Origin of the sequence: Tamlana sedimenti (assembly GCF_038148895.1) — a bacterium.
Lineage (GTDB): Bacteria > Bacteroidota > Bacteroidia > Flavobacteriales > Flavobacteriaceae > Tamlana.
Map to the genome: position 1 here is coordinate 18,413 of NZ_JBBVGQ010000003.1, position 24,054 is coordinate 42,466.

The following is a 24,054-nucleotide window of genomic DNA, read 5'->3' on the forward strand; positions in this document are numbered from 1 at the left end:
TAGGCTATTTGCTCTTCACGAAACTGAAAGTCACTTGATGAAGATAATTTCAATGATTCCTGCACGTTATAGTGCATCACGCTTCCCCGGAAAACTTATGCAAGACTTGGGAGGAAAACCTGTTATTAGACGCACTTATGAGGCTACAATAGCCACCAATTTGTTTGATGATGTTTTTGTTGTAACTGATAATGAGGTTATTTATAATGAAATTGTAAACCACGGAGGTAAGGCCATAATGAGTAAAAAGGAGCATGAATGTGGGAGCGACAGAATTGCTGAGGCCGTTGAATTTATGGATATTGATGTTGTAATCAACGTTCAGGGTGATGAGCCTTTCACTGATAAAGAATCGTTGTCAAAACTTATTGAAGTTTTTAAAAATGACCCCAAAAAGGAAGTAGATTTGGCCTCGTTGATGGTACATATTACCGATGAAGAAGAAATTAATAACCCAAATACCGTTAAAGTTGTTTTAGACCAAACAAACTTTGCACTTTACTTTTCAAGAAGTCCCATTCCATTCGCCAGAGCAAAAAATGTGGGTGCTAAATATTACAAACACAAGGGGGTTTATGCGTTTAGAAAGCAGGCCATTTTAGATTTTTATAATTTGCCGATGACTCCTTTGGAATCTTCAGAAAAATTGGAACAATTGCGGTACTTGGAATATGGCAAACGAATTAAAATGGTTGAAACAGATATTGAAGGCGTGGAAATTGATACACCTGAAGATCTAGAGCGAGCCAATAAACTATGGAAATAAATTTTAAAAACATTAAAGTTATTGGCTTTGACGCCGATGATACCTTATGGGTGAACGAGACCTATTTTCGTGAAGCCGAAATGGCATTTGCTCAATTGTTGTCAAAATATGAAACACCAAATAAAATAGACCAAGAGCTTTTTAAAAAGGAAATAGACAATTTAGGCTTATATGGCTATGGAGTTAAGGCGTTTACGCTTTCGATGGTTGAGTCGGCTTTAGAGTTGTCAAACTACCAAATTTCCTCTGAAACCATCAATGATATTTTAAATATTGGTAAAGACATGTTAAACAAACCGGTTGAATTGCTTGATGGTGTTGAAGATGTATTGGAAAACTTATCAAAAAAGTATAGATTAATATTGGCCACTAAAGGCGATTTGTTAGATCAGGAACGTAAACTGGAAAAATCAGGGCTAATAAAGTACTTTCATCATATAGAAGTTTTAAGCGATAAAAAGGAAGTCAATTACTCAAAATTATTGAACCATTTGGATATTAAACCATCAGAGTTTTTAATGATAGGGAATTCGTTAAAATCTGATGTTTTGCCTTTGGTAAACATTAGAGCTAATGCCATACATGTGCCTTTCCATACAACATGGGCACATGAAGAGGTTACGGAAGAAGAAAAAAATGGAAAAGCCTATAAAACGATAAATTCATTAAAAAACCTCTTAGATTTGTTGGAATAATTAGAAAATATCCCGAAAAGATTTAAGTCATTTTTAATCGAGCAGAATTTAAAATAATAGTACTTTTGCGCTTTGCCAAAAAAAGAAAACATATTAAATGAGTCATAAAAACTTTCCAATGGTGCCAAGGGTTATTTTTGGCAGAGGTAGTTTCAATCAACTAAATGAAATTTTAGCACCAAAACGCTTAAATATAGATGCACCATTTATATTTTTAATTGACGATGTATTTAAGGGAAATACCGACTTAACTTCAAGAATTTCTTTGTCCTATGATGATAGGATAATTTTTATATCAGCGGATGAAGAACCAAAAACATCACAAGTCGATAAGCTTGTTGAAGATATAATTCTAAATACAAAAGAGCGCCCATCAGGAATTATTGGTATTGGTGGAGGAACATTATTGGATTTGGCTAAGGCAGTTTCTATTATGCTAACAAATGATGGAGATTCTAAAAGCTACCAAGGTTGGGATTTGGTGAAAAACCCAGCTGTTTATCATGTAGGCATTCCAACTATATCAGGTACTGGGGCGGAAGTTTCAAGAACTACCGTACTTACTGGACCAGACAGAAAATTAGGCATAAACTCTGATTACACACCATTTGATCAAGTTATATTGGATTCGGATCTAACCATTGGTGTTCCCCATGAACAATGGTTTTATACCGGTATGGATTGTTATATTCACTGTATTGAGTCGTTAAGTGGATCTTATTTAAATACATTTAGCCAAAGTTATGGTGATATGGCATTTGAATTGTGCCAAGAAGTATTTTTAGATAATAATTTATCCGAAATGGAATCTCGCGAAAAATTAATGATGGCCTCTTGGCATGGTGGAATGAGTATCGCTTATTCCCAAGTTGGGGTTGCACATGCTATGAGTTATGGTTTGGCCTATTTATTGGGGACAAAACATGGTATAGGCAATTGTCTTGTTTTTGATCATTTAGAGGAGTTTTATCCTGAAGGCGTAAAACTTTTCAAGCAGATGAAAGAAAAACATAACATTATCCTGCCTAAAGGGATTTGCGCCAATTTGAATGATAATGACTTCGATGTTATGATAAATATAGCATTGGGGTTAACTCCTTTATGGGAAAATGCACTTGGTAAAAACTGGCAAAAAATCATTACTAAGGAGAAACTAAAAGCTCTCTACCAAAAAATCTGATATGAGATGGCTGGCCAAATTTATTTACTTCAAATTATTAGGCTGGCGCATTGTTGGTAATACCAATTTTTCTAAAGATTCAATTAAAAAAGCAGTAATCATCGCTGTTCCGCATACCAGTTGGCACGATTTTTATATTGGCATTTTATTGCGTGCTGTTGTTGGCATTAAAACAAATTTTATTGGTAAAAAAAGCCTTTTTGTTTTCCCAATTGGTTGGTTTTTAAGAAAATTGGGAGGTAGTCCTGTTAACAGAAAACTTAAAGAAAATAAAGTTGAAGCTTTGGTTAAACTTTTTCAGGATAATGATGAGTTTAGGATCGCTTTGGCCCCAGAGGGAACCAGAAAACAAGTTTCAACTTGGCGTACGGGATTTTATTTTATAGCGAAACAAGCGAATGTTCCTATAATTATGTTCACTTTAGATTTTGAGAATAAGCAAAATAAGGTTTCGCAGCCTTTTTATCCAACTGACAATCAAGAAGCTGATTTTGAATTTATGCATCGTTTCTTTGAAGGCGTAAAAGGCAAAATCCCTGAGTTTTCTTAATGTCTTGCCTATATTTTGGCATAAAGTTTGCAACTTACATGATAGAGCGAATGAAACATAAAGTAAACAATTAATTGTCACTAAAAAGAAACATTAACTCCCTCGAAATAAAAGCTACTTTAAAACGGTAGCTTTTTGCTTTTTTAGCTATTAAAGCATTCACTTTTTGGCAATGGTGACTATATTTCAGTATATTTATCCATATGATAAAAGACATAAAAATTGCCGTATTGATAGATGGTGACAATATTCCATCAAAGTATATTTCAGAAATGATGGAAGAAATAACCAAATACGGAACTCCAACAATAAAAAGGATATATGGAGATTGGACTAAACCGCATTTGTCCAAATGGAAAAAAGTACTTCTTGAAAATGCCATAACACCCATACAACAATACAGCTATACACTGGGTAAGAACGCTACCGATTCTGCTATGATTATAGATGCCATGGATATTTTATACTCAGGAAAAGTAAACGCTTTTTGCTTGGTCTCTTCTGATAGTGATTTTACCAAGTTGGCAACCCGCTTACGGGAGGCGGGCATTATCGTTTATGGCATGGGCGAGAAAAAAACGCCTGATCCGTTTATAGTGGCTTGTGATAAATTTATTTATTTAGAAATTTTGGCCAGTGATGACAGCGATAAAGATGAAAAAGGAACACCCAAGCAAAAGCCCAATTTATATAACATTACACCAAAAGTAATTAGATTGTTGAAAAATTCAGTGGATGATGCAGCCGATGACGACGGATGGGCATTTCTTGGCGATGTTGGTACGCTTATTATCAAAAAGCAACCAAATTTTGATTCCCGTAATTTTGGATTTCAAAAGTTAACACCACTTTTCAAATCACTTCCGCAATTTGAAATGGAAGAAAGAAATCAAGCCAATGCACGCTTCAAGTTAATCTACGTTAGAAATAAGCGTCAATAGTAGCTTTTAAATGTTTCCTAAAATCTTATCCATTACCCAACTAGTATGAAGTGCCGTTTCACCTGTTGAAGGGTGGGGAATTCCATCAATCAAGTGGTTACGCATGTTTTCAACATGGGGTGTTTGAATATGTTTTGGGTTTTCAATAAAAAGTTCTTCAGTTTTTGAAACACTTTTTATAATGATTGGATTTTCATGGAAGACTGAAAACTGAATTGTTCCCTTACTTCCGTAAATGATGGTTTCATCTACATGTTCGTTGCATCCAAAATTCCAAACCCCAGAACCGGTTATGCCACAATCATGAAGCCATACCGCGGTTATTGCATCTTTTGCTGAATAAAGGTTTTGTTGGTTTAAGCTTATACCTTTGACGTCTTTAAAATTGCCCAGTAAGTAGGCAAATAAATCTAGCGAGTGACTAGCCAAATCATCAAAATAGCCAGCTGGAGCAATTTCACTATCGGTTCGCCAATTATAATCTTTAGATAAATCAGTTTCAGAGGCAGGTTTACTTAAATGCGAACTTATATGTCGTATTTCCCCAATAAAATTATTGTCTAGCCATTCTTTTACCTTTAAAAATCTAGGTAATGAACGCCTATAATAGGCCACAAATAAAGAAAGGTTCTTTTCTTTAAAGGCATTGTATATCTCTAAACTATCAAGATAGTTAGATGATAAAGGCTTTTCTATACAACAGGGTTTTCCTGCTGCCGCTACTTTTAAGGCAAACGTTTTATGAGAATCAGGTGGTGTGGCAACATAAACAGCATCAACATTTTTGTCGTTTATAAGGTCATCGGCATTAGTGTAAAAAGTTTTTACGTTGTGGCGCTTTGCGTAATCTTTTAGTTTTACTTCATCTCTACGCATAACGGCATAAAGAGCAAACCCCTCAGTTAATTGATATGGGGGACCACTTTTAACTTCGGTAACATTTCCACAACCAATAATGCCCCAGTTTATATTTTTTTTGTTTTCCACAGATGTAATTTTTGTTTTAAGAATAAAAAAGGACGCCATTTAGCGCCCCATTGAAACTTATAGTTTAATCTGATGTTTCTTCCATGGTGTGATACACGTTCTGAACGTCGTCATCTTCTTCCAATTTTTCAAGAAGCTTTTCAACATCTTCAACCTGTTCTGGGGTAAGTGGTTTTGTTACCTGTGGAATGCGCTCAAAACCAGAAGACAATATTTCAATACCTCTTTTTTCCAATTCTGCCTGAATAGCCCCAAAACTTTCAAATGGCGCATAAATTAAAATGCCATCCTCATCAGCAAAAACTTCCTCTGCACCATAATCTATAAACTCCAATTCTATTTCTTCTGGGTCTAGACCTTCAGCATTTATTCTAAAATTGCAGGTATGGTCGAACATAAAAACAACAGACCCGGATGTGCCCAAACTGCCATCACATTTATTAAAATAACTACGTACGTTGGCAACCGTTCTGGTGTTGTTATCGGTTGCTGTTTCAACCAAAATGGCAATACCATGTGGTGCATAACCTTCAAAAATAACTTCTTTGTAATCTCCTTGGCTTTTATCGCTTGCACGTTTTATGGCCCTTTCTATGTTGTCTTTTGGCATGTTTACAGATTTTGCATTCTGTATTACCGCCCTTAAACGTGAATTGCTGTCTGGGTCTGGCCCGCCTTCTTTCACCGCCATAACTATGTCTTTGCCAATACGAGTAAAGGCTTTGCTCATGGCAGACCAACGCTTCATTTTTCTTGCTTTTCTAAACTCAAAAGCTCTTCCCATAATTAAAATATGTTTTTATCACTTCCTCAAAAATGAGGATGTTTTTCGTGGCACAAATTTAAAAATCTGTCAATCAAAAACAAACTATTGTTCTTCCGGCTCAACAATATTTTCAATGGCTTCAATCAATTTGAAATCTTTATTGGTAACACCATTGGCATCATGTGTGCTTAACGAAATGGTCAATACATTATAAACATTAGTCCAGTTTGGGTGATGGTTTTGTGCTTCGCATTCAAAAGCAATTCGGCTCATGGCACTAAAGCAATCTTTAAAATTTTCAAATTCAAATTCGGCATGAAGGGCATCGTCAAAATATTCCCAATCAGGGTAGCGCAACAATTTTGTTTCTATGTCTTGTTCTGAAAGTCTTTCCATAATGAAATAGTTTGTTACAATTTAGTGATTTAAACACTTAAAGTCAAGGTAATTTTAGTTCGGAAAGGATATCTTGGCTTAGAAGCTGAAGATGCTTTGGTAAAGCATTGGCTTTGGGCAAAACAGCAAGGTATCTGTCGTCATTTGTGGTGTAAACACGCTTTAATAAGGGTTGGTTTTTGCATTGAAGTGTTTCAATAATTTCCTTTATAAAATCATCATGATGCACTAGGTCAGTACTTCCTAAATGGAATATACCCCATTTATTCCTGTTTATAATATAGTGTATTTGTTGGGTTACTTTGGAATCGGTAGTAACATTAATGATTAGGTTTGGAAAAACCTCAACAGGTTCTTTTACTTTAATTTTATTAACTATCTCTTGAACCCTCGGTGATTGAGCCCCAAATACCATGGGTAATCTTAAAATGGCCACTTGCTTTTTGGGTAAGCGTAATAACATATTTTCAATTTTTATTTTGAAATGCCCATATATGCTATTGCTGTATGTTTTTTCGTCCTCATAACTGGGGTATTTGCTGTAGGCATCAAAAACATTGGCAGATGACAAAAAAAGTAATCTTATTTTATTTGAAAATACATATTCAGCAAGGTGTTGGTGCACCAAAACTTGCTTTGAAAAATCTCCCCGAAGCGCTGAAATAATGACAGTAGGTCTTACCAGCTCGAGAATTTCGTAAATATAATCTTCTTCAATGTTGTACTGAAAAAAATGTTTGTTTTTTTCCAGTGCTTTATTGCTGATGTTATACGTGCCATACGTATTGAAAAAGGAGCAGAGTTCTTTGTAAATAGCACTGCCCAAAAAGCCGCTCGCACCTAATATTAGAATTCTATGTTTGTTCTCTTTCTCCAGCCGTTTCATCTTAACACTTAAAAGTAGCTTACCCTTTGTAGAATGGTAATTTTACAACCGTAGCGGGTATGGCATTTTTTCTAATTTGGATATTGATTTTACTATTTACTTCCGAAAAAATTGTTGGTACATAACCCAAACCAATACCCTTTCCAAGACTAGGTGACATGGTACCAGATGTAACTTCTCCAATTTTATTACCGCTGCCATCCACGATATCATAACCGTGACGGGGAATACCACGTTCATCCAATTCAAAAGCAATGAGTTTGCGTTTTGGTCCTTTTTCTTTTTCAGCTTTCAAAGCTTCAGAATTTGTAAAGTCTTTAGTAAATTTTGTAATCCAGCCTAAACCAGCTTCAATAGGCGAGGTGGTATCATCAATGTCATTTCCGTAAAGGCAGTAACCCATTTCCAAACGCAAAGTGTCCCGAGCTGCTAGGCCTATGGGTTTAATACCAAAATTGGCTCCGGCTTCTAAAACTTTGTCCCAAACCTGTTTTACTTCACTGTTTTTACAGTAAATTTCGAATCCACCACTTCCTGTATAACCAGTTGCTGAAATAATGACATACTCTATACCCGCAAAATCACCCACAACAAAATTGTAAAAATTAATAGCCGATAAATCATGACTGGTTAGGCTTTGCATAGCCTCAACAGCTTTAGGCCCTTGAATGGCCAAAAGGGAATAGTCTTCACTTAAATCGCGTATAGTGGCGCCAACATCATTTTTAGATTGAATCCAATTCCAATCTTTTTCAATATTACTGGCATTTACAACGAGCAAATATTGCTCTTCCTTAATTTTATAAATGATTAAATCATCAACAATACCGCCATCATCATTGGGCATACAGCTGTATTGGGCTTTGCCAATATTTAATTTTGATGCATCATTACTGGATACTTTTTGAATCAATGCCAAAGCGTGTTCACCTTCAATCAAAAACTCACCCATGTGTGACACATCAAACACTCCAACGGCGTTTCTAACGGTTTCGTGTTCTATATTCACACCTTCATATTGTACGGGCATATTGTAGCCAGCAAAGGGAACCATTTTGGCGCCAAGGGCTTTGTGTGTTTCTGTTAAGGCTGTGTTTTTCATTTAAAATCTTTAGTTAAAATGTAAAGTATTATGAAACATATCATTACTATAGTAAAACCGATAATTAAAGCCTTCTTTACTTTAAAAGAAAGCATTATATCCTCGATAAAATTACCAAAGAATTTAATTATTCCAACAAGTAGACCTTCCATAATTTTGAAAGCAAATGTATTGAAAAATTAAGGATTTATAGATTGCCGAAAAGATATTCCCGATTATTATTTTATTATAAAATGAAGTTTTACTATGCCTTTTATTTTTTAACGAATTTGAAAAACAGCTCGTTATTTTTTCTAGGTTCTATAGAGTTGTAGCACACTTCTAAGATTTCAATATTGAAAAATGGACGAAACAATTTTTCGTATTCGGTTTTATTTCCTCCAAAAGGGGGATGACCCTCGTTTAGAGGAACCTGAAATAGAACCCCAATTATTTTGCCTTCATCTTTTATTATTTGAGACATTTTCACAACATAATCTCTTCTTAAATCTGGGTTTATGGCACAAAAAAATGTTTGTTCAATGATTAAATCGAAGGTCATTTCAAGGTTAAAAAAATCGTCATGAATCAATTGGCTTTCTGGAAATTCAGGTAACCTTTTTTGAATGTTGTTTAAAGCTGTTTTTGAAACGTCTGCCACAAAAACATTCTTAAAACCTTTGTTGAAAAGATATTCAGCTTCATATGAATTTCCTCCACCAGGAATTAAAATTTTTAAATCTGTATTTGTAAGCTGGTCAATATACGCTTTTAATGGATTTGACACAGAGCCAATATCCCAGCCTATATTATGAGTTTTATAGCGGTTATCCCAATATTTTTCTGATAAATCAATCACGAATTTTTGTTTTTGATTATGAATTTGCATGCAAAAGTATGACAAATTTACTTTTCAAAATTAATTGTATGAATGGTTGGTTAGAATGTCTAATTTAGCCAAGAATGACTAAAACATTATAGATGCGACATTTACCAAAATATTCAGAAAACGAAAAAAAAGATAAATCTAAAGTAACTATGGCGCAAGCGTTCAAGACCATTATTTGGCCAAGACGAAACTTAGTTTTCATTGGGTTAATTCTTATTGTTATTAGGAGTTTGGCAGGTTTGGTGCTTCCTTGGCAAAGCAAAGTGTTATTAGATCAGGTAGTGCCAAGCAAAGACATGACCCAAGTTTATACGTTGGTAGCTATTGTTCTTTCAGCTATTTTAATACAAGCTGTTACGTCATTTTCGCTCACCCGAATTTTAAGTGTTCAGGCACAATATTTAATTAGTGAATTACGGGCACAAGTCCAAAAAAAGGTACTGTCATTGCCTATAAGTTTTTTTGACAACACTAAATCTGGTGCTTTGGTTTCACGAATTATGACGGATGTTGAGGGTGTGCGTAATCTTATTGGCACAGGTCTTGTTCAGCTTGTTGGGGGTTCATTTACGGCTATTATTTCGTTAATCATTTTAATTAAACTTAACCCATGGATGACCCTTTTTGTGTTCGTGCCGCTTTCCATTTTTGGCTACATTGCCCTTCGTGCTTTTAAGTATATTCGGCCAATTTTCCGTACACGTGGAAAAATCAATGCTGAAGTTACAGGTAGGTTAACCGAAACCCTTGCCGGTGTTAGGGTGATTAAAGCCTTTAACGCGGAAGCCCAGGAAAATGAAGTGTTCGAAAAAGGAGTAAATAAACTCTATCAGAATGTGAAAAAAAGTTTAACGGCTACTGCTTTTATGACCAGTTCTTCAACTTTTTTGATAGGTGTTGCCACAACCGGAATTATGGGCATTGGTGGATACTACATGATGCAAAGCGAAATGACAACAGGAGATTTCTTGTTCTTTACTCTGATACTTGGTTTTATGATTGCCCCAATAGTACAAATGAGCAATATTGGAAGCCAACTTACTGAAGCTTTAGCTGGACTGGACAGGACAGAAGAGTTGATGAATATGGCAGCTGAAGCCGATGACACGGAGCGCGACATTGAACTCGATGCATTAAAAGGTGATATTGAATTTGGTGATGTGTCTTTTGCTTATGAGGAAGGAAAGGAAGTGCTTCACAACATTAGTTTCAAGGCACCTGCTGGTTCTGTAACGGCTTTAGTAGGTAGTTCTGGTTCGGGTAAGTCAACTATTGCTGGATTGTCGGCAACGTTTTTAAATCCAAAATCGGGTAAAATAACCATTGACGATAAAGACTTATCAAAAATTAAACTGACAAGCTATAGAAAATATTTGGGCGTGGTTCTGCAGGATGAATTTTTATTTGAGGGCACGATAAGAGAAAATATTATGTTCCCGAGGCCGAATGCTTCAGAAAGCGAATTGCAATATGCTGTAAAGGCAGCTTACGTAAACGAATTTACGGATAGATTTGAAGATGGTCTAGAAACATTGATTGGCGAAAGGGGCGTTAAACTTTCTGGGGGGCAACGTCAGCGCTTGGCCATTGCCCGCGCTATTTTGGCAAATCCAAAAATTATTATTTTGGACGAGGCCACCTCAAATTTGGATACCGAAAGCGAGGCCCTGATTCAAAAAAGTTTAGGTGAATTGGTTAAGGATAGAACAACCATCGTCATTGCGCATCGTTTAAGCACTATTAGAAAGGCAGACCAAATTTTGGTTATCGAAGCAGGCCATATTGTAGAGCGTGGCACTCATGATGATTTGATAGCCAAAAAAGGAAGGTATTTCGATTTATATACCTATCAGGCTAAAATTTAAACTAAGCCGTTAAAAGCTTCGCTTTCCTTTTCATTACAAGGAATACTAAAAGTGCTAAAATACCAAAAACAGAAAAGCCAACAAAAAGAGGTAAAACAGAAGATTTAACAAAACTACCTATATAATTAGCAATTGGTACCGCAAGAACCGTAGATAGGAAACCATTTATGGCTGCACCTATTCCAGCAATATGGCCGAGTGGTTGCATAGCAAGGGCTCGTAAATTTCCAAAAAGAAAACCTACTGCAAAAAATTGCAATGCGAAAAAGCTCAATAGAATGTATATGCTCGGATTATGTCCTGACCAAAATAAAAGCACATATAAAACCGAAATAAACGCATAGGCAGTACAAGCTACAAATGCGATGCGTAACATACCGTATTTAACCACCAATCTACTATTCAAAAAGGTAGCCAAGCCAATTGAGATAGCTAAACTGGCAAATATATATGGAAACATGTCAGCCAAATTATATTGTTCTTGAAATATTTGTTGCGATGTGCTCAAATACACCATAAACGATCCCGTTATAAAACCTGAGATTAGCGTAAAAGCAATGGCATCGGTACTTTTAAAAAACTCCCTTGTGCCATCAATAAATAAGTGTGATGAGAATTTAATTCGTTTTTCTTTGGCAAGCGTTTCAGGTTGTCTTAACCAAAACCATAATATAATCAATACGCCAAAAACTAAATTGAAATAGAAGATGGATTCCCAATTGAAAAAATTAATTAAAAATTGACCCAATGTTGGTGCAATCACTGGAACCAATAAGAAAAACATAACGATTATTGAAATGATTTTGGCCATGTAATCGCCACTAAATTCATCGCGAACCATAGAAATACTTATTGTTCTTGCCGATGCCAAACCAAAACCTTGCATTGTTCTGCCCACAATCATGACTTCAAAACTTTTGGTAGTAACACAAATTATACTTGCGAAAATGAATATCAAAAAACCTACATAAACAAGAGGCTTTCTTCCAAAACTATCAGATAATGGTCCTAAAATCACCTGCCCAAAACCAATGCCCAAAAATATCATCGTGATTAAAAATTGATTGTTCTCAGGATTGGTAACACCCAAAGACGCCCCAATTTCTGGCAAGGCTGGTAGCAAAGCATCAATTGATAGCGCCACAATAGACATTAATGAGGCCATTAGGGCCACAAACTCAAATTTAAAATGTTGGGGTTTTTCCATGTTGCAAAAGTACGGCAATTAATTTCTCCAAAAACCCATTAACCATTTAATAATACAATGTTATTATTGTTAAATTTGATACGTGAAATTTGTGTTAAAATGAAGATTCAACCCCTTTTAGATTATATAAATAAGTTTGTTAGCTTAACCGAGGAAGAAGAGGCTTTTTTGGCATCAAAGGTAAGTTACAGAAGGTATTTAAAAGGGCAGTATATTGTTCAACAAGGTGATATTTGCAAACATGAGTGCTTTGTGGTTTCGGGATGTACCAAGATGTTTTATGTTGATGACGACGGCCAAGAACATATCATCATGTTTTCCATTGAAGATTGGTGGACGTCTGACATGGGAAGCTTTATAACACAAACACCAACGGATTTTAACGTGCAGTGTCTTGAAAACACAGAATTGATTATGTTCCATTATGATTCTATTGAAGAACTATATGCCAAAATACCAAAGCTGGAGCGGTTCTTTAGAAAAATAATTGAACGTGCCTTTGTTGCGGCCCAAAAACGAATCATCAGAAATTTTAGCCTCACGGCCAAGGATAGGTATCTCTACTTTAAAAACCAATATCCCGAAATAGACCAACGCATTCCGCAATATATGATTGCTTCATATTTGGGTATTACTAAAGAGTTTCTCAGTAAAATAAAGAGCCAAATCATCCAAGAACAATAAATGTTAAACTAGATTAACATCATTTAATAAACTACTTTATTTCCCAACTTTTACTTCTTTCAGATCTTTGTATCATAATATTTGAAACATATAATTATGAATACATTAATAGAAAAAATTAGTACAGTAAATGATATGATTCTTCAAGGTAAAGCTTTAGAAGCTTTTGATGAGTTTTATCATGAAGACGTGGTGATGCAAGAAAATGACAGTCCAGAATTTGTTGGAAAGGAGTTGAATAGAAAAAGAGAAGAAGAGTTCTTCAATTGCATCACTGAATTTAGGGGAGCAAAACCTTTAAAAGTTAGTGTTGGAGAAAACACCACTATGGTAGAATGGCATTTTGATTATACCCACAAAGACTGGGGTGTTAGAAAATACAACCAAGTTGCCGTTCAAGAATGGAAAGACGGAAAAATTATAAAAGAAAAATTTTATTACGGATCATAAATAAATCAAAAACAAAAAAAGAATAAACATGAAAAACACAATTAAAAATTTAGCGGTAATAACTTTAGCAGCAGTAACATCATTTTCATTCACAGAAATTGAAAAGAAAGAAGTGAAAATTACTGAAAGTAAAGTGGTATGGAAAGGTTATAAAGTAACTGGTTCTCATGAGGGAACTGTTGAAATTAAATCTGGTTCATTGGCTTTTGAAAATGACAAATTAGTAGGAGGGGAGTTTGTAATAGACATGACGACTATTGGTTCAACTGATTTAGAAGGTGAATACAAAGGAAAATTAGATGGTCATTTGAAATCTGATGATTTTTTTGGTGTAGCAAATCACCCAACAGCTAGTTTAGTTTTTAAATCAGTGACTGCCTCTGGAAAAAACGCTTATGATGTAACTGGTGATTTAACCATTAAAGGGATTAAACACCCCGTATCATTTAAAATTTCAATTTATGGTAGTAAAGCAACTGCTTCACTTAAAGTTGATAGAAGTAACTACGACGTGCGTTATGGTTCGCCGAGCTTTTTCAATGATTTAAAAGACAAAGCCATTTACGACGAATTTGACTTAGTAGCAGATTTACAGTTTTAGTAATAAAGATATTGCCCGAAAAAGAAAAATGTAAGAACAGTAATAGCAAATTAAGCACTCAGCGATGAGTGCTTTTTTTATGCTATAAATTAATCAAAACCTACCTTAAAGATTTATCTTTGAACCTTATGAAGATTTTTAAGTGTCCAAATTGTGCTTCCACTATTTTTTTCGAAAACTCTCGATGCGTTAACTGTGGTAATGTTTTGGGCTATGATGCGGTTTCTGACGGATTTATAATCCCCAATAGTTACAATTCGTATTACAACAATAACTTTAAGTTTTGCGACAACCATAAATATGGCATTTGCAATTGGCTAATTGAGGATGATGGTAACCACATATTTTGCAAAGCTTGCGAACTTAACAGAAAAGTACCAGCTGAATCGGACACTGAAAATTTTCAAAAATGGAAAAAACTTGAAGTAGCCAAACATAGGTTGGTATATCAACTTTTAAAATTGAATCTTCCTTTAGAGTCGAAAATTAAAAACAACCAAGGGATTGCGTTCGATTTTCTTTCAGAAAATAACAGTGACAATATGGTAACAGGTCATGCTGGCGGGGTAATAACCATTTTGCTTTCAGAAGCAGATTCCGTTCACCGAGAACAGATAAGAATGCAAATGGATGAGCCTTACAGAACATTGCTGGGACATTTTAGGCACGAAATGGGTCATTATTATTGGGGCTTCTTTTTTGATTACAGTGACAATATTTTCAATTTTAGAAACCTTTTTGGTGATGAAAGGCAAGATTACAACCAAGCAATTAATCATTATTATTGCTATGGTGCTCCCCTAAATTGGAACCTTAATTTTATTAGTAAGTATGCCACATCGCACCCTTGGGAAGATTGGGCTGAAACTTGGGCACACTACCTTCATATAATGGATACCTTGGAAACCGGAAATGCCATTGGCATTTCATTTTCGTCCAATCAAACACAAAATCAGGAAATTCATATAACACGTTGCTCTAACCCATACCAAACCAGAGATTTTAAAACTATTTTTGAGACCAGTATCGCGTTAACATCCGCGGTAAATAGCTTAAATCGCTCAATGGGTTTGCCAGATATTTACCCTTTTGTAGTGCCAGAACCTGTTTTTCAAAAATTGAGTTTTATACATAATTTATTCAACCAACATTTATATAGTTAACCTATTTATTTTAAATGAGAAAGAATATTTTCTTTATTGTATTTTCTGTATCAACGTTGTTTGTCAATAATTTTTCCGCTTACTCTCAAATAAAAAAGGAAAACCTGAAACTAGGTTTAAGCTATGGTACAGGTTCACAAAATAAATGGCCATTCGATTTAAATGACTATACGCACAAGGTCAATTTTTATAAGCTGTTGCTTAATTATAGTATTTCTAAAAAGCGAAAATGGGCCTATGAAATTAGTATAGAACCGAGTTACAATATCGCAGAACACCAACTTTTGAACAAATGGTTTGTAAAGGAATCGGATTATACGGACTATTTAGAAAAACGAGAGTTATACACCCAAAAAAGAACCATAAAAGAGTACGTACTTAATCTTGGTTTCATTATTAGATATTCTGTTAATGGAGATTTAAGTGTCTATGCCATAGGAGGCGTAGGGCCAATGATATCAAACAAGGCCACAGAAAGACTTTCCAAAGGTTATGCTTTTTCAGATGTGTTTGGGTTAGGTCTTTCATATGATATAAAACCCTTTCGGTTTGATTTTAGATATTCGGTACGCCATACCTCTAATTTGGAACTAAGACCACCAAATAGTGGGCATAATACCACAAATATCGAATTTTCCATTCTCTATCAACTTTAGCGTAAACATCATTTGTCTGAAAGATTATAATTTTTTTAATGCTCCTTCGGCCAGAGTAGACTTTTACTTTTTGTTGACTAAAGACCAATAATTTAATATATTATGTATTAAATTAAATCGTCGCTTTTATTTAACTTAGTGAACAAATGTTTCTTCATGAAAAAGTTAGCTTTCATTTTTATTATATGCTTTATCATTAAAGGATTTTCCCAAAAAATAGATAGGAAGCAAATTTCAGAATACATAAGACAATATAAGGCTGATGCTAGAGGACCCTATAAAGATATTCGTTGGTTTTGCACAGATGGTAGCATCAGGCAACCTAAAGACCCTTGTCCCGATAACATAGGGCCTGGGGTGCAACATGCCCGTTATAAAGATGATGTGGTTGCTTTAGGAAAATCAAACCATATTTTTTTAGGGCAAATTTTAGCTTATACAGATAAAGAAGATTTTTGGGATGATAAAAACAACCATTCCCGCTTAAAACAATATCAACTTGATAAGTATTTAAGAACAGTAGATGATGGCTGGCTTAATAAAAAAGGACAATATTACAGAGGTTCTATTCAGTCTGAAGATGAACAAGCATGGGGAATTGATTTTTACAAATGGTTGCTGGCCGATGATAAAAACATTGAAAAGTATTATTTTTTAATACGCCAGTCGCTGAAAGACATACCGCATAAAGGCGATGATAATTTATCCCAACTAATTCGCAGTCAATCTAAGGTAATATCAGATGAGTTTGTGCAGTTTATGGACTTGCGGGTAAAAATCCATAGTCAACCCGAATATGAGGACATTGAAAAAGTAAAGAATTTTAAGCAAAAATTTAATGACCAATTATCCAATTTGCAAAAACAAAGATTGGATGAACTCATGGCATCAATGACCAAGTTTTACAAGCCTTTGGATATTTCGTCGCTTTTAAAGAATGCTTCAAAGCTAAAAGGTACCTCCATTGGCGACAAACTATCTGCATATATTTCAAGTAATTCCAATTTAGATGATGTGCCAAAATTGGTTTCAGAAACATCGGAATTGCTTTTTGAAATGAGAGGGGCAGTTTTGGAGGAACAAAGGCCAATGGCCAGATTACAATTGCTGGATGTATCCTTAAGACTTGAAGAGGTTATTTTTAAGTATGCACCAAATTGGAAACCAGAAAGTTTACAAGAGCTACTGAACAAAACCTGCTATCTAGGCATGGCTACAACTGGAGCTGGTTTTATTGAATTATCGGAATGGAATCAAATTAGTTTGAAATCGTCTTTCGATATGGAGCAAACCATGACACTTGGCGAATTGACGAGTACTTGGGAGAGTTCCAGGCACTTGGTGGAATGGAGTTCTTCAATGGTAAAAGCAAACTACCAAAAAGAAGTTGATGTGTATACTGCTTTTGAGCCTCTGGCTTATGGTTTTATAGATGATAAAATTAGAGGCTCAATTGTTTTGTATTTAGGGCAAAGTGTAGCTGAACTGGGCGATTTTATAGCCAAAGAATCATTGTTGACCAACAAAGTCTTGAGCATACCCAATCAAAGTGCATTTAGGGGGTTAAACCCCGGTTATGCCTACGGCGAACTGGTAGTTGTTGATGGTTCCCCAGACGATATTGAGGTGTCTTCAGATAAAATATATATTTTTCAACGGCCTCCAGCCGATCTTAAACCTGTGGCGGGAATTGCAACAGTTTCTGAGGGTAATATGGTTTCCCATGTACAATTATTGGCAAGAAATTTGGGTATTCCAAATTCGGCGTTGTCAGATGGTAATTTAAAGGATTTATTAAAATACAATGGACAAAACGTTTTTTATGCCGTTTCCAATAAAGGCAATGTTATTTTAAAACTTGAAAGCGAAATGTCTCCCGAAGAACATGAACTTTTCGTGGTAAAAGAACGAGCCAATGATAAAATTGAAGTTCCGGCAGAGAACATTCGTTTGGATGTTTCCAATGTTTTAAATATGAGGTCTGTTGATGCCCATGATTCAGGAAAACTTTGTGGTCCAAAAGCAGCTAATTTAGGACAATTAAAAAAAATGTTCCCAAATAAAGTTGTTGAAGGCTTGGTTATTCCATTCGGTATTTTCAAGGCGCATATGGATGAGCAAATGCCCGGTCAGGATAAAAGTTACTGGGTGTATTTAAATGACGTTTTTAAAAAGGCTGAAAGTATGCGTGCTCAAAATTTGGAGGAGGCAGAGGTTGAAAGTTTTCAGCTTAAGCAATTGGAAATATTAAGACATGCTATAAAAAACATGACCTTAAAAGAAAGTTTTTTAGATGAGCTTGAAACAAATTTTGAAACTATATTAGGAAAACCAATGGGGGAGATTCCGGTTTTTTTAAGGAGTGATACGAATATGGAAGATCTTAAGGATTTTACTGGGGCAGGATTAAACTTAACCCTTTTTAATGTAGCGGAAAAAAATAAAATTTTGGAAGGGATAAAAGATGTTTGGGCATCGCCATATACCGAACGCAGCTTTAAATGGAGACAAAAATACTTGTTGAATCCAGAAAATGTTTTTCCTTCCATCTTGGTGATTCCTAGTGTAGATGTTGATTATTCGGGAGTATTAATCACCAAAGGTATCAGTAATGGTATCGAAAATGATTTAACCGTTGCGTTTAGCCGTGGAGCAGGAGGGGCCGTTGATGGGCAGTCCGCCGAAACTTATTTAATAAGAAATGAAGGTAGTTATAAGCTTTTAGCTCCAGCTAGGGAAACCTTATATAATAGTTTACCGGTTACTGGTGGAACAGAAAAAAAATCAGCCTCGTTTGAAACTCCAATTCTAAATACCCAAAACATTAATGAAATACGGGATTTAGCAAATACAATCCGCAAAACTATTCCAAAAGAAACAAATTCAGACTATGCTGGGGCTTATGATGTTGAACTTGGGTTTAAGGATAACAAATTATGGCTATTCCAAATTAGGCCATTCGTTGAAAACAAAAAAGCCTTAAGTTCAGAATACTTGGCTTCCATTACGCCAAAAATAGATTATGACAAAGAAATACAACTTTCACAAAAACTTCATTAAAATGAAAAAGATACTATACCTATTGCTAATTTTTGTGTTTTGTGCAGCATTTATTCCATTTGATTATTACCCAATAGATGGCTATGAGCGCACTGGAATTAAACGGTTAAAGCGATTGGAACTGATTAAAAGTGGCGAAATCAAAGAAGTATCAAAACTTCCGGAGGGTGCCATGAAATCCTACATGGACATAAAACTAAACCTTCTACCAAAAAGGAATGACAGCGTTAAGTGCTTTTTAAAAGTAGATGATGTTTTTCAGAAAGAAATCAACGCCTTGTTTAGAGGACTGGATAAAAGCTATTCATTGGCCGTTTTGGATATTTCAGACATAGATCATGTGCGTTATGCCCAACGAAATGAAACAGCAGGCTATCAACCCGGTAGCGTAGGTAAATTAGCGGTTTTAACAGGTCTGTTCAATCAATTGTCAAAAATATATCCAGATGATTTTGAAAAGCGTTTGGAATTATTGAGAAGTAAATCGGTAAAAGCAGGCGTTTGGGGCCTGACGGACGAGCATACCGTACCCATTTACAACATTGAAACCCAAAAATTAGTCAAAAGGCAAGTTATAGCCAGTGATGTTTTTACATTGTTTGAATGGGCCGATCACATGCTCTCAGTGAGTAACAACGGAGCCGCAAGTATAGTATGGCGGGAAGCTCTGTTGATGCAGGCTTTTGGTGAAAAATACCCTGAACTTACTGAGGAAGAAGCCAATGCTTATTTTAAAGATACACCTAAAAAAGAATTGACCGATATGGCCAATGACATTGTAAATTTACCGCTTAGAGACCTTGGCATTACCTCGGATGAATGGCGGTTGGGTAGTTTTTTTACACGTGGGGCAAACACTTATGTTGGCGATAAGGGAGGTAGTATTGGGACGACTTTAGGGTTGATGAAATTTTTAGTTCAATTGGAGCAGGGCAATGTTATAGATATAAACAGTAGTTTGGAGATGAAACGCTTGATGTACATGACCGATAGACGTATACGTTATGCCCAATCACCGGCATTAAAGGAAGCTGCGGTATATTTTAAATCAGGAAGTTTGTATAAGTGTGATAGGAGTACCGGCGAGCCATGTGGAAAATATATGGGTAACGTTCAAAATTTCATGAATTCGGTTGCAATTTTAGAACATCCAGATAATTGTAATTACATGGTGGTTTTAATGACCAACGTTTTGCGTAAAAACTCCGCAACAGACCATATGATGCTGGCAGCGAGTATAGATAAGATAATAAAACAGCAATGATTTAGAGTTTTAAGAGAATTTCTTCAGCCCGTTTTCTGATTTTATCATTCTTATCGTTTTGTACAACAAACTCCAATAAGGGTATAAATTTTTTGTTGTTGGTTTTTTCAATCAAATAAATAACCGCCATTTTAAGCTTTTGGTCTTTTCGTTGCAAAAGCGCATGGTAGCATTCAATTTCGCTCAATATTTTCAGGTTAAGAAGTTTTATTCGTTCTTCTGAATTGATGTCATATAAAACGGATTCTGCAACGGGAATTAGGTCCTTTTTAAGGTCTTTGTCTAATATGTTATCTAAAAATTCAATGGCATGTATGCGTTGTTCCTCTTTGCCATTAATTATTGTATTGAATATAGGCTCAACATCATTGGGTGGATATTTTATGCCCAAAAAGCTGAACATTCGCTCTAACTGTCTATCCAATCGAAGCTCCAATAATGCTATTAGAGCATTTCTGGCGTCATTTTCTTCGACATCATTTGGGCTATTTTCTTTCTTTTTATACTTGATAACTATTTGGGAATGAATAACGGATAATGTGCTTTCATATAAATGGCATTCATCTACAATTTTATCGACTATAAAACGGTCTTTCACAATAAGATGTGGGTGTTTCCATTTCAACCTTTTTATGGCTTCAATCGCTTTTATTTTGATAGAATGCTCTGTTTCATCAGTAAGTTTACTTAGCGTATTAATGGCCTTTTGTGAAGAAAAGCTTTCTATAACATCAATGGTATGGATGGCATCCTCAATAGAAATATCTTCATTTTTAATGAGTTCATATAAAATTTTTATAACCGGTTCATTATAGAAATTTAAGGCCTCCATGGCATATTTTCTGTGTTCTTTTATGGACAGGAAAGAGATTATGGGTTTTATGAACCTTATGTCTAAAGTTTGTGAAGCGCTTAAAATAGCCGTGTTCACAACCTCGGTGTTTTCAGAGCTTAGCTGCTTTTCTAAAATGCTGTAAAAGGAATTTACTCTTGCTTTGCCAATGGCTTCCAGAATAGCCTGGATTTTAAAGTTTTTATCATCATCTTCAGGAAGCATTTCGTATTCAGTAAGCGCATTGCTAATTTTTTGTTCCAAATTAAACCTGTTTTGAAGCACTTCGTAGTTTCGTAGCTCTGAGGCTAATCCAATAAGAGCTGCGTTTTTTATGGTTTTATCATTGTCATTTAAATACCGGTCAAAAAGTGTAACAGAATTTTGATGGGTATGCTTGAGCAAATATTTAAAAGCTGCGGTGGTTACCATTTGGTCTTCATCGTAAATCATCTGCTCCATTCTAGAAGATAAATTCTCCGTTTTTAAAAAATAAAGGTTTTCTATAGCCAAAGTCCTTACGTTTTTTGAAGGGTGATTGAGTAAATCTTTAATTGGGTAGAAAAACCGTTCGTCCTTGTTCTCCAAAGTTTTATTGAGCATATGAAGAATTTGATTTTCATTCCCAGTTTTTAATACACGTATGACCGAGGAAATGATTGAAGTTATTTCAATAGGTTTTTTTTCTGTGTTTTTTGATTTAACAGGAGAAACTTCAAGGAGACCTTTGAATGCGGTGATATATTCCAATCTAAGATGATAAATAAAATACAGCCAAACCACGATTAATCCCAAAATAATTAAACTTACATAGGTTGATGAAATATTGAGTCCGTTGATGAAAAAGATGAGGATAAAACCTGCTAGGCCAGTGGCTATACTATCAACAACCACGTCAGTAAACGTTTTTGTCTTCTTTTTTATATCTATGGGTATGGGTATAGAAAGTAATTCGGTTGCTGCTTTATTTACCGATTGCTTTAAACTTCCATCAATTATTTTAATGAATACCACAACCCAGAGTTCTGGCACAAAAAGCAATAATGTTGAGCCAATTAAAATGCCACTGGGCAACCATAGCAACGATTTACCTACACCAAATGTGCCAACTAAATGTTTGGTTAAAAACAATTGAATCAATAGCGAAATAACACTTAGCGTAGAAAACCAAAATCCGAAAAAGGCGGTTAAATTATCTTGGTCTTGTATGATTCTTGAAGCATAATCGCTGTATTGGTAATCCACAAGCTTGGCTACCAAAACACTGATGCCAACCACAACAGCAATTAATGTTAACAATCGGGATTGCTTTATCAGTTTAAAAGAAGATTTTCCGCTAGGATTAGACCGTATTGATATCTGAAACGGATTAAGTTTTTCCACTTCATTTTCCCAAATATATCTTGTGATAGGGATACACCCAACCAAGAGTAGAGCAGCAACAAAAAATAAATCCTCTGACGCCAAAAACGTCGTTAATACAGAGGTTAAATATCCCCCAAAAATAGCGCCAGCAATAGCACCAGCTCCAATAAAACCAAAAACCCTTTTAGCTTCTCGGGCATTATAAGCTAGGTTTGCTAAAATCCAGAATTGAGATGCCGTTAACAAACCAAAAATCGCTACCCAAGTATAAGGTATGTAAAGCACATAACCTGAAGCCAGATCAAACTTAAAAACAATAGCAAAAATTATAAGGGATAATATGGACGCCATCAAAGTTCTGTCAATAATAATGTTAATGGTATTTTTTTCTAATCCCTTATTATAGAAAAAAGAACCAAAAACAGCAACAAGTGCAGTTAGTACATAGCCTAATGGTATTGCATCGGACGATAATTCAGAAAGGAATAATGAATTGACCGTTGGTTTTATGATCAAGAGAACAGAAATGATGATAAAAATATTTAACTGAAGCAAAAGCGTTTTTTTCAGTTCATCTTCCTTTAAATCAAAAATTTTCAGGATGTATAATTTAATGGGTTTTAATACTTCCATTCTTTCTAAACCACTATGTTAGGTACCACTTTGTTGAAAAGATATCTTCAAACAAATCTAATACATAACTTATTAATTTTTAAGGGAAATTAAATTATTTGATGTTTTATTATGCATTAAAAAAAAAGTGCTGAAAAATCATTTCTTCAGCACTTTTTCTATGGGTTTAACCAAGTCTCGTATAATTTGCTCTCCGCCTGAATCATCAACTAGGGCTACAAGAATATATCGCCTATTGGGGTCGTTCCCCCAAACTAAAATGGAGTCAGAATGATAAGTTTGCCAAGATCCAGACTTTCTAAATAAACTTGCTTGAGGTGCTATTTTTTCCAATACGCTAACAAATTTATGGTGCAAATCTGGATTACCCATAATGTCTAACATTTGTTTGGAGCGTTTTTCGTTTACAAGTTTACCATGTGCTAGCAGATAATAATACCTACAAACCTTGTTGACAGTTGCTGCATGGCTTAAATTTTTAAGTGGTTCTCTATTTGTATCGCCAGCACCTCCATAACGTTTGCCAACCCATAATCCACCACCGTTACTTTCATCATAAAACATGTAGTTGGGATCGGTCATAACAGATTCAATTTTTTTATAACCAACCCTGTCAATCATTCTAGTGGCTGCATGGTTATCCGACTTGCTAATCATAATTTTCATGTCGGCTTTGACTTCTGGGGTTTCTTTTAACTCCCCTTTTTCAATAGCATCCATGGCGGCCAATAAAATGGCAATTTTTGGTAAACTAGCAGCATACATCATGTAATTGCCGTTCACACTTGCATATTTAGCTTGATTGGGGTTGCTCAAATCCATTATGCCAACAGCCATTTTTTTATTATTGATAAGGCTTCTCCATTGTGGGTTGGCCATTAGCTCCTTTTCTAATTTTTTCTGTAAAGAGATATTGTGCAGTTCGCTCAGTGGCTTAATTTTGGAATCAGCTATTTTAATAGGTAAACCTATTTCGTCATCTCCTACATTGATAGTGAGACTCAAAAAAATAAATGCAAAAAACAGTTTTATTTTCATTTAAAAACGTGGTGTCGTTAATGACCACAAAGGTATTTAATTATTTGATTGATAGTTTGTTAAAATTTAATTAAATACGAGAATTATTTGATGTTTGGA

22 protein-coding genes are annotated in these 24,054 nt (G+C 35.1%); 13 read left to right on the top strand and 9 right to left on the bottom strand.

The genetic code is table 11. The annotated features are described in order from the left end of the window. Nucleotides 1-37: 37 nt before the first annotated feature. The 5 genes from kdsB to WJN01_RS08440 all read left to right on the top strand — a co-directional run bounded on the left by kdsB (nucleotide 38) and on the right by WJN01_RS08440 (nucleotide 4,132). The gene (gene kdsB / locus WJN01_RS08420) at nucleotides 38-766 is read left to right on the top strand and encodes a 3-deoxy-manno-octulosonate cytidylyltransferase (RefSeq protein ID WP_445196713.1); all 729 of its coding nucleotides are present in this window, start codon (nucleotides 38-40) and stop codon (nucleotides 764-766) included. Then, nucleotides 757-1,461: an HAD family hydrolase gene (locus WJN01_RS08425; RefSeq protein WP_445196714.1), complete on the top strand. Its 705-nt coding sequence runs from the start codon at nucleotides 757-759 to the stop codon at nucleotides 1,459-1,461. Before kdsB ends, WJN01_RS08425 begins: the two co-directional genes overlap by 10 nt. A 97-nt stretch (nucleotides 1,462-1,558) precedes the next feature. Continuing rightward, complete coding sequence (locus tag WJN01_RS08430) at nucleotides 1,559-2,641, top strand: iron-containing alcohol dehydrogenase family protein (RefSeq protein ID WP_445196715.1); 1,083 nt, start codon at nucleotides 1,559-1,561, stop codon at nucleotides 2,639-2,641. Nucleotide 2,642: 1 nt separating this feature from the next. Beyond that, nucleotides 2,643-3,191, top strand: a complete 549-nt coding sequence (locus tag WJN01_RS08435) for a 1-acyl-sn-glycerol-3-phosphate acyltransferase (RefSeq protein WP_445196716.1) — start codon at nucleotides 2,643-2,645, stop codon at nucleotides 3,189-3,191. Between the two features lie 203 nt (nucleotides 3,192-3,394). Beyond that, nucleotides 3,395-4,132: an NYN domain-containing protein gene (locus WJN01_RS08440; protein WP_445196717.1), complete on the top strand. Its 738-nt coding sequence runs from the start codon at nucleotides 3,395-3,397 to the stop codon at nucleotides 4,130-4,132. Nucleotides 4,133-4,138: 6 nt separating this feature from the next. Here the strand turns inward: WJN01_RS08440 and WJN01_RS08445 are convergent, their stop codons facing one another. The 6 genes from WJN01_RS08445 to WJN01_RS08470 form a co-directional block, all read right to left on the bottom strand. Continuing rightward, the gene (locus WJN01_RS08445; protein WP_445196718.1) at nucleotides 4,139-5,119 is read right to left on the bottom strand and encodes a Gfo/Idh/MocA family protein; all 981 of its coding nucleotides are present in this window, start codon (nucleotides 5,117-5,119) and stop codon (nucleotides 4,139-4,141) included. A gap of 64 nt (nucleotides 5,120-5,183) precedes the next feature. Continuing rightward, nucleotides 5,184-5,903 carry a YebC/PmpR family DNA-binding transcriptional regulator gene (locus WJN01_RS08450; RefSeq protein ID WP_445196719.1) on the bottom strand — a complete coding sequence of 240 codons (720 nt, stop codon included), beginning with the start codon at nucleotides 5,901-5,903 and terminating at the stop codon, nucleotides 5,184-5,186. A gap of 84 nt (nucleotides 5,904-5,987) precedes the next feature. Next, on the bottom strand, nucleotides 5,988-6,281 hold the full coding sequence (locus WJN01_RS08455; RefSeq protein WP_445196720.1) for a 4a-hydroxytetrahydrobiopterin dehydratase: 294 nt from the start codon (nucleotides 6,279-6,281) through the stop codon (nucleotides 5,988-5,990). 43 nt (nucleotides 6,282-6,324) lie between these two features. Continuing rightward, nucleotides 6,325-7,167, bottom strand: coding sequence for a sugar nucleotide-binding protein (locus WJN01_RS08460; protein WP_445196721.1), 843 nt, complete (start codon nucleotides 7,165-7,167; stop codon nucleotides 6,325-6,327). 19 nt (nucleotides 7,168-7,186) lie between these two features. Beyond that, on the bottom strand, nucleotides 7,187-8,269 hold the full coding sequence (gene gcvT, locus WJN01_RS08465; protein WP_445196722.1) for a glycine cleavage system aminomethyltransferase GcvT: 1,083 nt from the start codon (nucleotides 8,267-8,269) through the stop codon (nucleotides 7,187-7,189). 253 nt (nucleotides 8,270-8,522) lie between these two features. Next, a complete protein-coding gene (locus WJN01_RS08470) occupies nucleotides 8,523-9,104 on the bottom strand; it encodes a methyltransferase domain-containing protein (RefSeq protein WP_445197066.1) in 582 nt (193 codons plus the stop codon). A 125-nt stretch (nucleotides 9,105-9,229) separates the two neighbouring features. Here WJN01_RS08470 and WJN01_RS08475 point away from each other — a divergent pair, with 125 nt between their 5' ends. After that, nucleotides 9,230-11,002 (top strand): ABC transporter ATP-binding protein, encoded by a 1,773-nt coding sequence (locus WJN01_RS08475; RefSeq protein ID WP_445196723.1) that lies wholly within the window; start codon nucleotides 9,230-9,232, stop codon nucleotides 11,000-11,002. A 1-nt stretch (nucleotide 11,003) separates the two neighbouring features. On the opposite strand, the gene WJN01_RS08480 is transcribed toward WJN01_RS08475, so the two are convergent. Beyond that, on the bottom strand, nucleotides 11,004-12,209 hold the full coding sequence (locus WJN01_RS08480) for a multidrug effflux MFS transporter (protein ID WP_445196724.1): 1,206 nt from the start codon (nucleotides 12,207-12,209) through the stop codon (nucleotides 11,004-11,006). Between the two features lie 99 nt (nucleotides 12,210-12,308). Between WJN01_RS08480 and WJN01_RS08485 the strand changes: the two genes are divergently transcribed. The 7 genes from WJN01_RS08485 (at nucleotide 12,309) to WJN01_RS08515 (ending at nucleotide 20,087) form a co-directional block, all read left to right on the top strand. Further along, nucleotides 12,309-12,893, top strand: coding sequence for a Crp/Fnr family transcriptional regulator (locus tag WJN01_RS08485; RefSeq protein WP_445196725.1), 585 nt, complete (start codon nucleotides 12,309-12,311; stop codon nucleotides 12,891-12,893). A 96-nt stretch (nucleotides 12,894-12,989) separates the two neighbouring features. Further along, on the top strand, nucleotides 12,990-13,343 hold the full coding sequence (locus tag WJN01_RS08490) for a SnoaL-like domain-containing protein (protein ID WP_445196726.1): 354 nt from the start codon (nucleotides 12,990-12,992) through the stop codon (nucleotides 13,341-13,343). A 28-nt stretch (nucleotides 13,344-13,371) separates the two neighbouring features. Continuing rightward, nucleotides 13,372-13,944: a YceI family protein gene (locus tag WJN01_RS08495; RefSeq protein WP_445196727.1), complete on the top strand. Its 573-nt coding sequence runs from the start codon at nucleotides 13,372-13,374 to the stop codon at nucleotides 13,942-13,944. A gap of 128 nt (nucleotides 13,945-14,072) precedes the next feature. Further along, the gene (locus tag WJN01_RS08500) at nucleotides 14,073-15,107 is read left to right on the top strand and encodes a zinc-binding metallopeptidase family protein (protein ID WP_445196728.1); all 1,035 of its coding nucleotides are present in this window, start codon (nucleotides 14,073-14,075) and stop codon (nucleotides 15,105-15,107) included. Nucleotides 15,108-15,121: 14 nt separating this feature from the next. After that, nucleotides 15,122-15,763: an acyloxyacyl hydrolase gene (locus WJN01_RS08505; RefSeq protein ID WP_445196729.1), complete on the top strand. Its 642-nt coding sequence runs from the start codon at nucleotides 15,122-15,124 to the stop codon at nucleotides 15,761-15,763. 156 nt (nucleotides 15,764-15,919) lie between these two features. Beyond that, nucleotides 15,920-18,823: a PEP/pyruvate-binding domain-containing protein gene (locus WJN01_RS08510; protein WP_445196730.1), complete on the top strand. Its 2,904-nt coding sequence runs from the start codon at nucleotides 15,920-15,922 to the stop codon at nucleotides 18,821-18,823. Between the two features lies 1 nt (nucleotide 18,824). Beyond that, on the top strand, nucleotides 18,825-20,087 hold the full coding sequence (locus WJN01_RS08515) for a serine hydrolase (protein WP_445196731.1): 1,263 nt from the start codon (nucleotides 18,825-18,827) through the stop codon (nucleotides 20,085-20,087). 1 nt (nucleotide 20,088) lies between these two features. Here the strand turns inward: WJN01_RS08515 and WJN01_RS08520 are convergent, their stop codons facing one another. Both WJN01_RS08520 and WJN01_RS08525 read right to left on the bottom strand, forming a co-directional pair. Continuing rightward, entirely contained in the window at nucleotides 20,089-22,917 is a 2,829-nt protein-coding gene (locus tag WJN01_RS08520; protein ID WP_445196732.1) for an Npt1/Npt2 family nucleotide transporter, read from the bottom strand. 138 nt (nucleotides 22,918-23,055) lie between these two features. Further along, nucleotides 23,056-23,955, bottom strand: a complete 900-nt coding sequence (locus WJN01_RS08525; protein WP_445196733.1) for a serine hydrolase — start codon at nucleotides 23,953-23,955, stop codon at nucleotides 23,056-23,058. Between the last annotated feature and the right edge of the window lie 99 nt (nucleotides 23,956-24,054).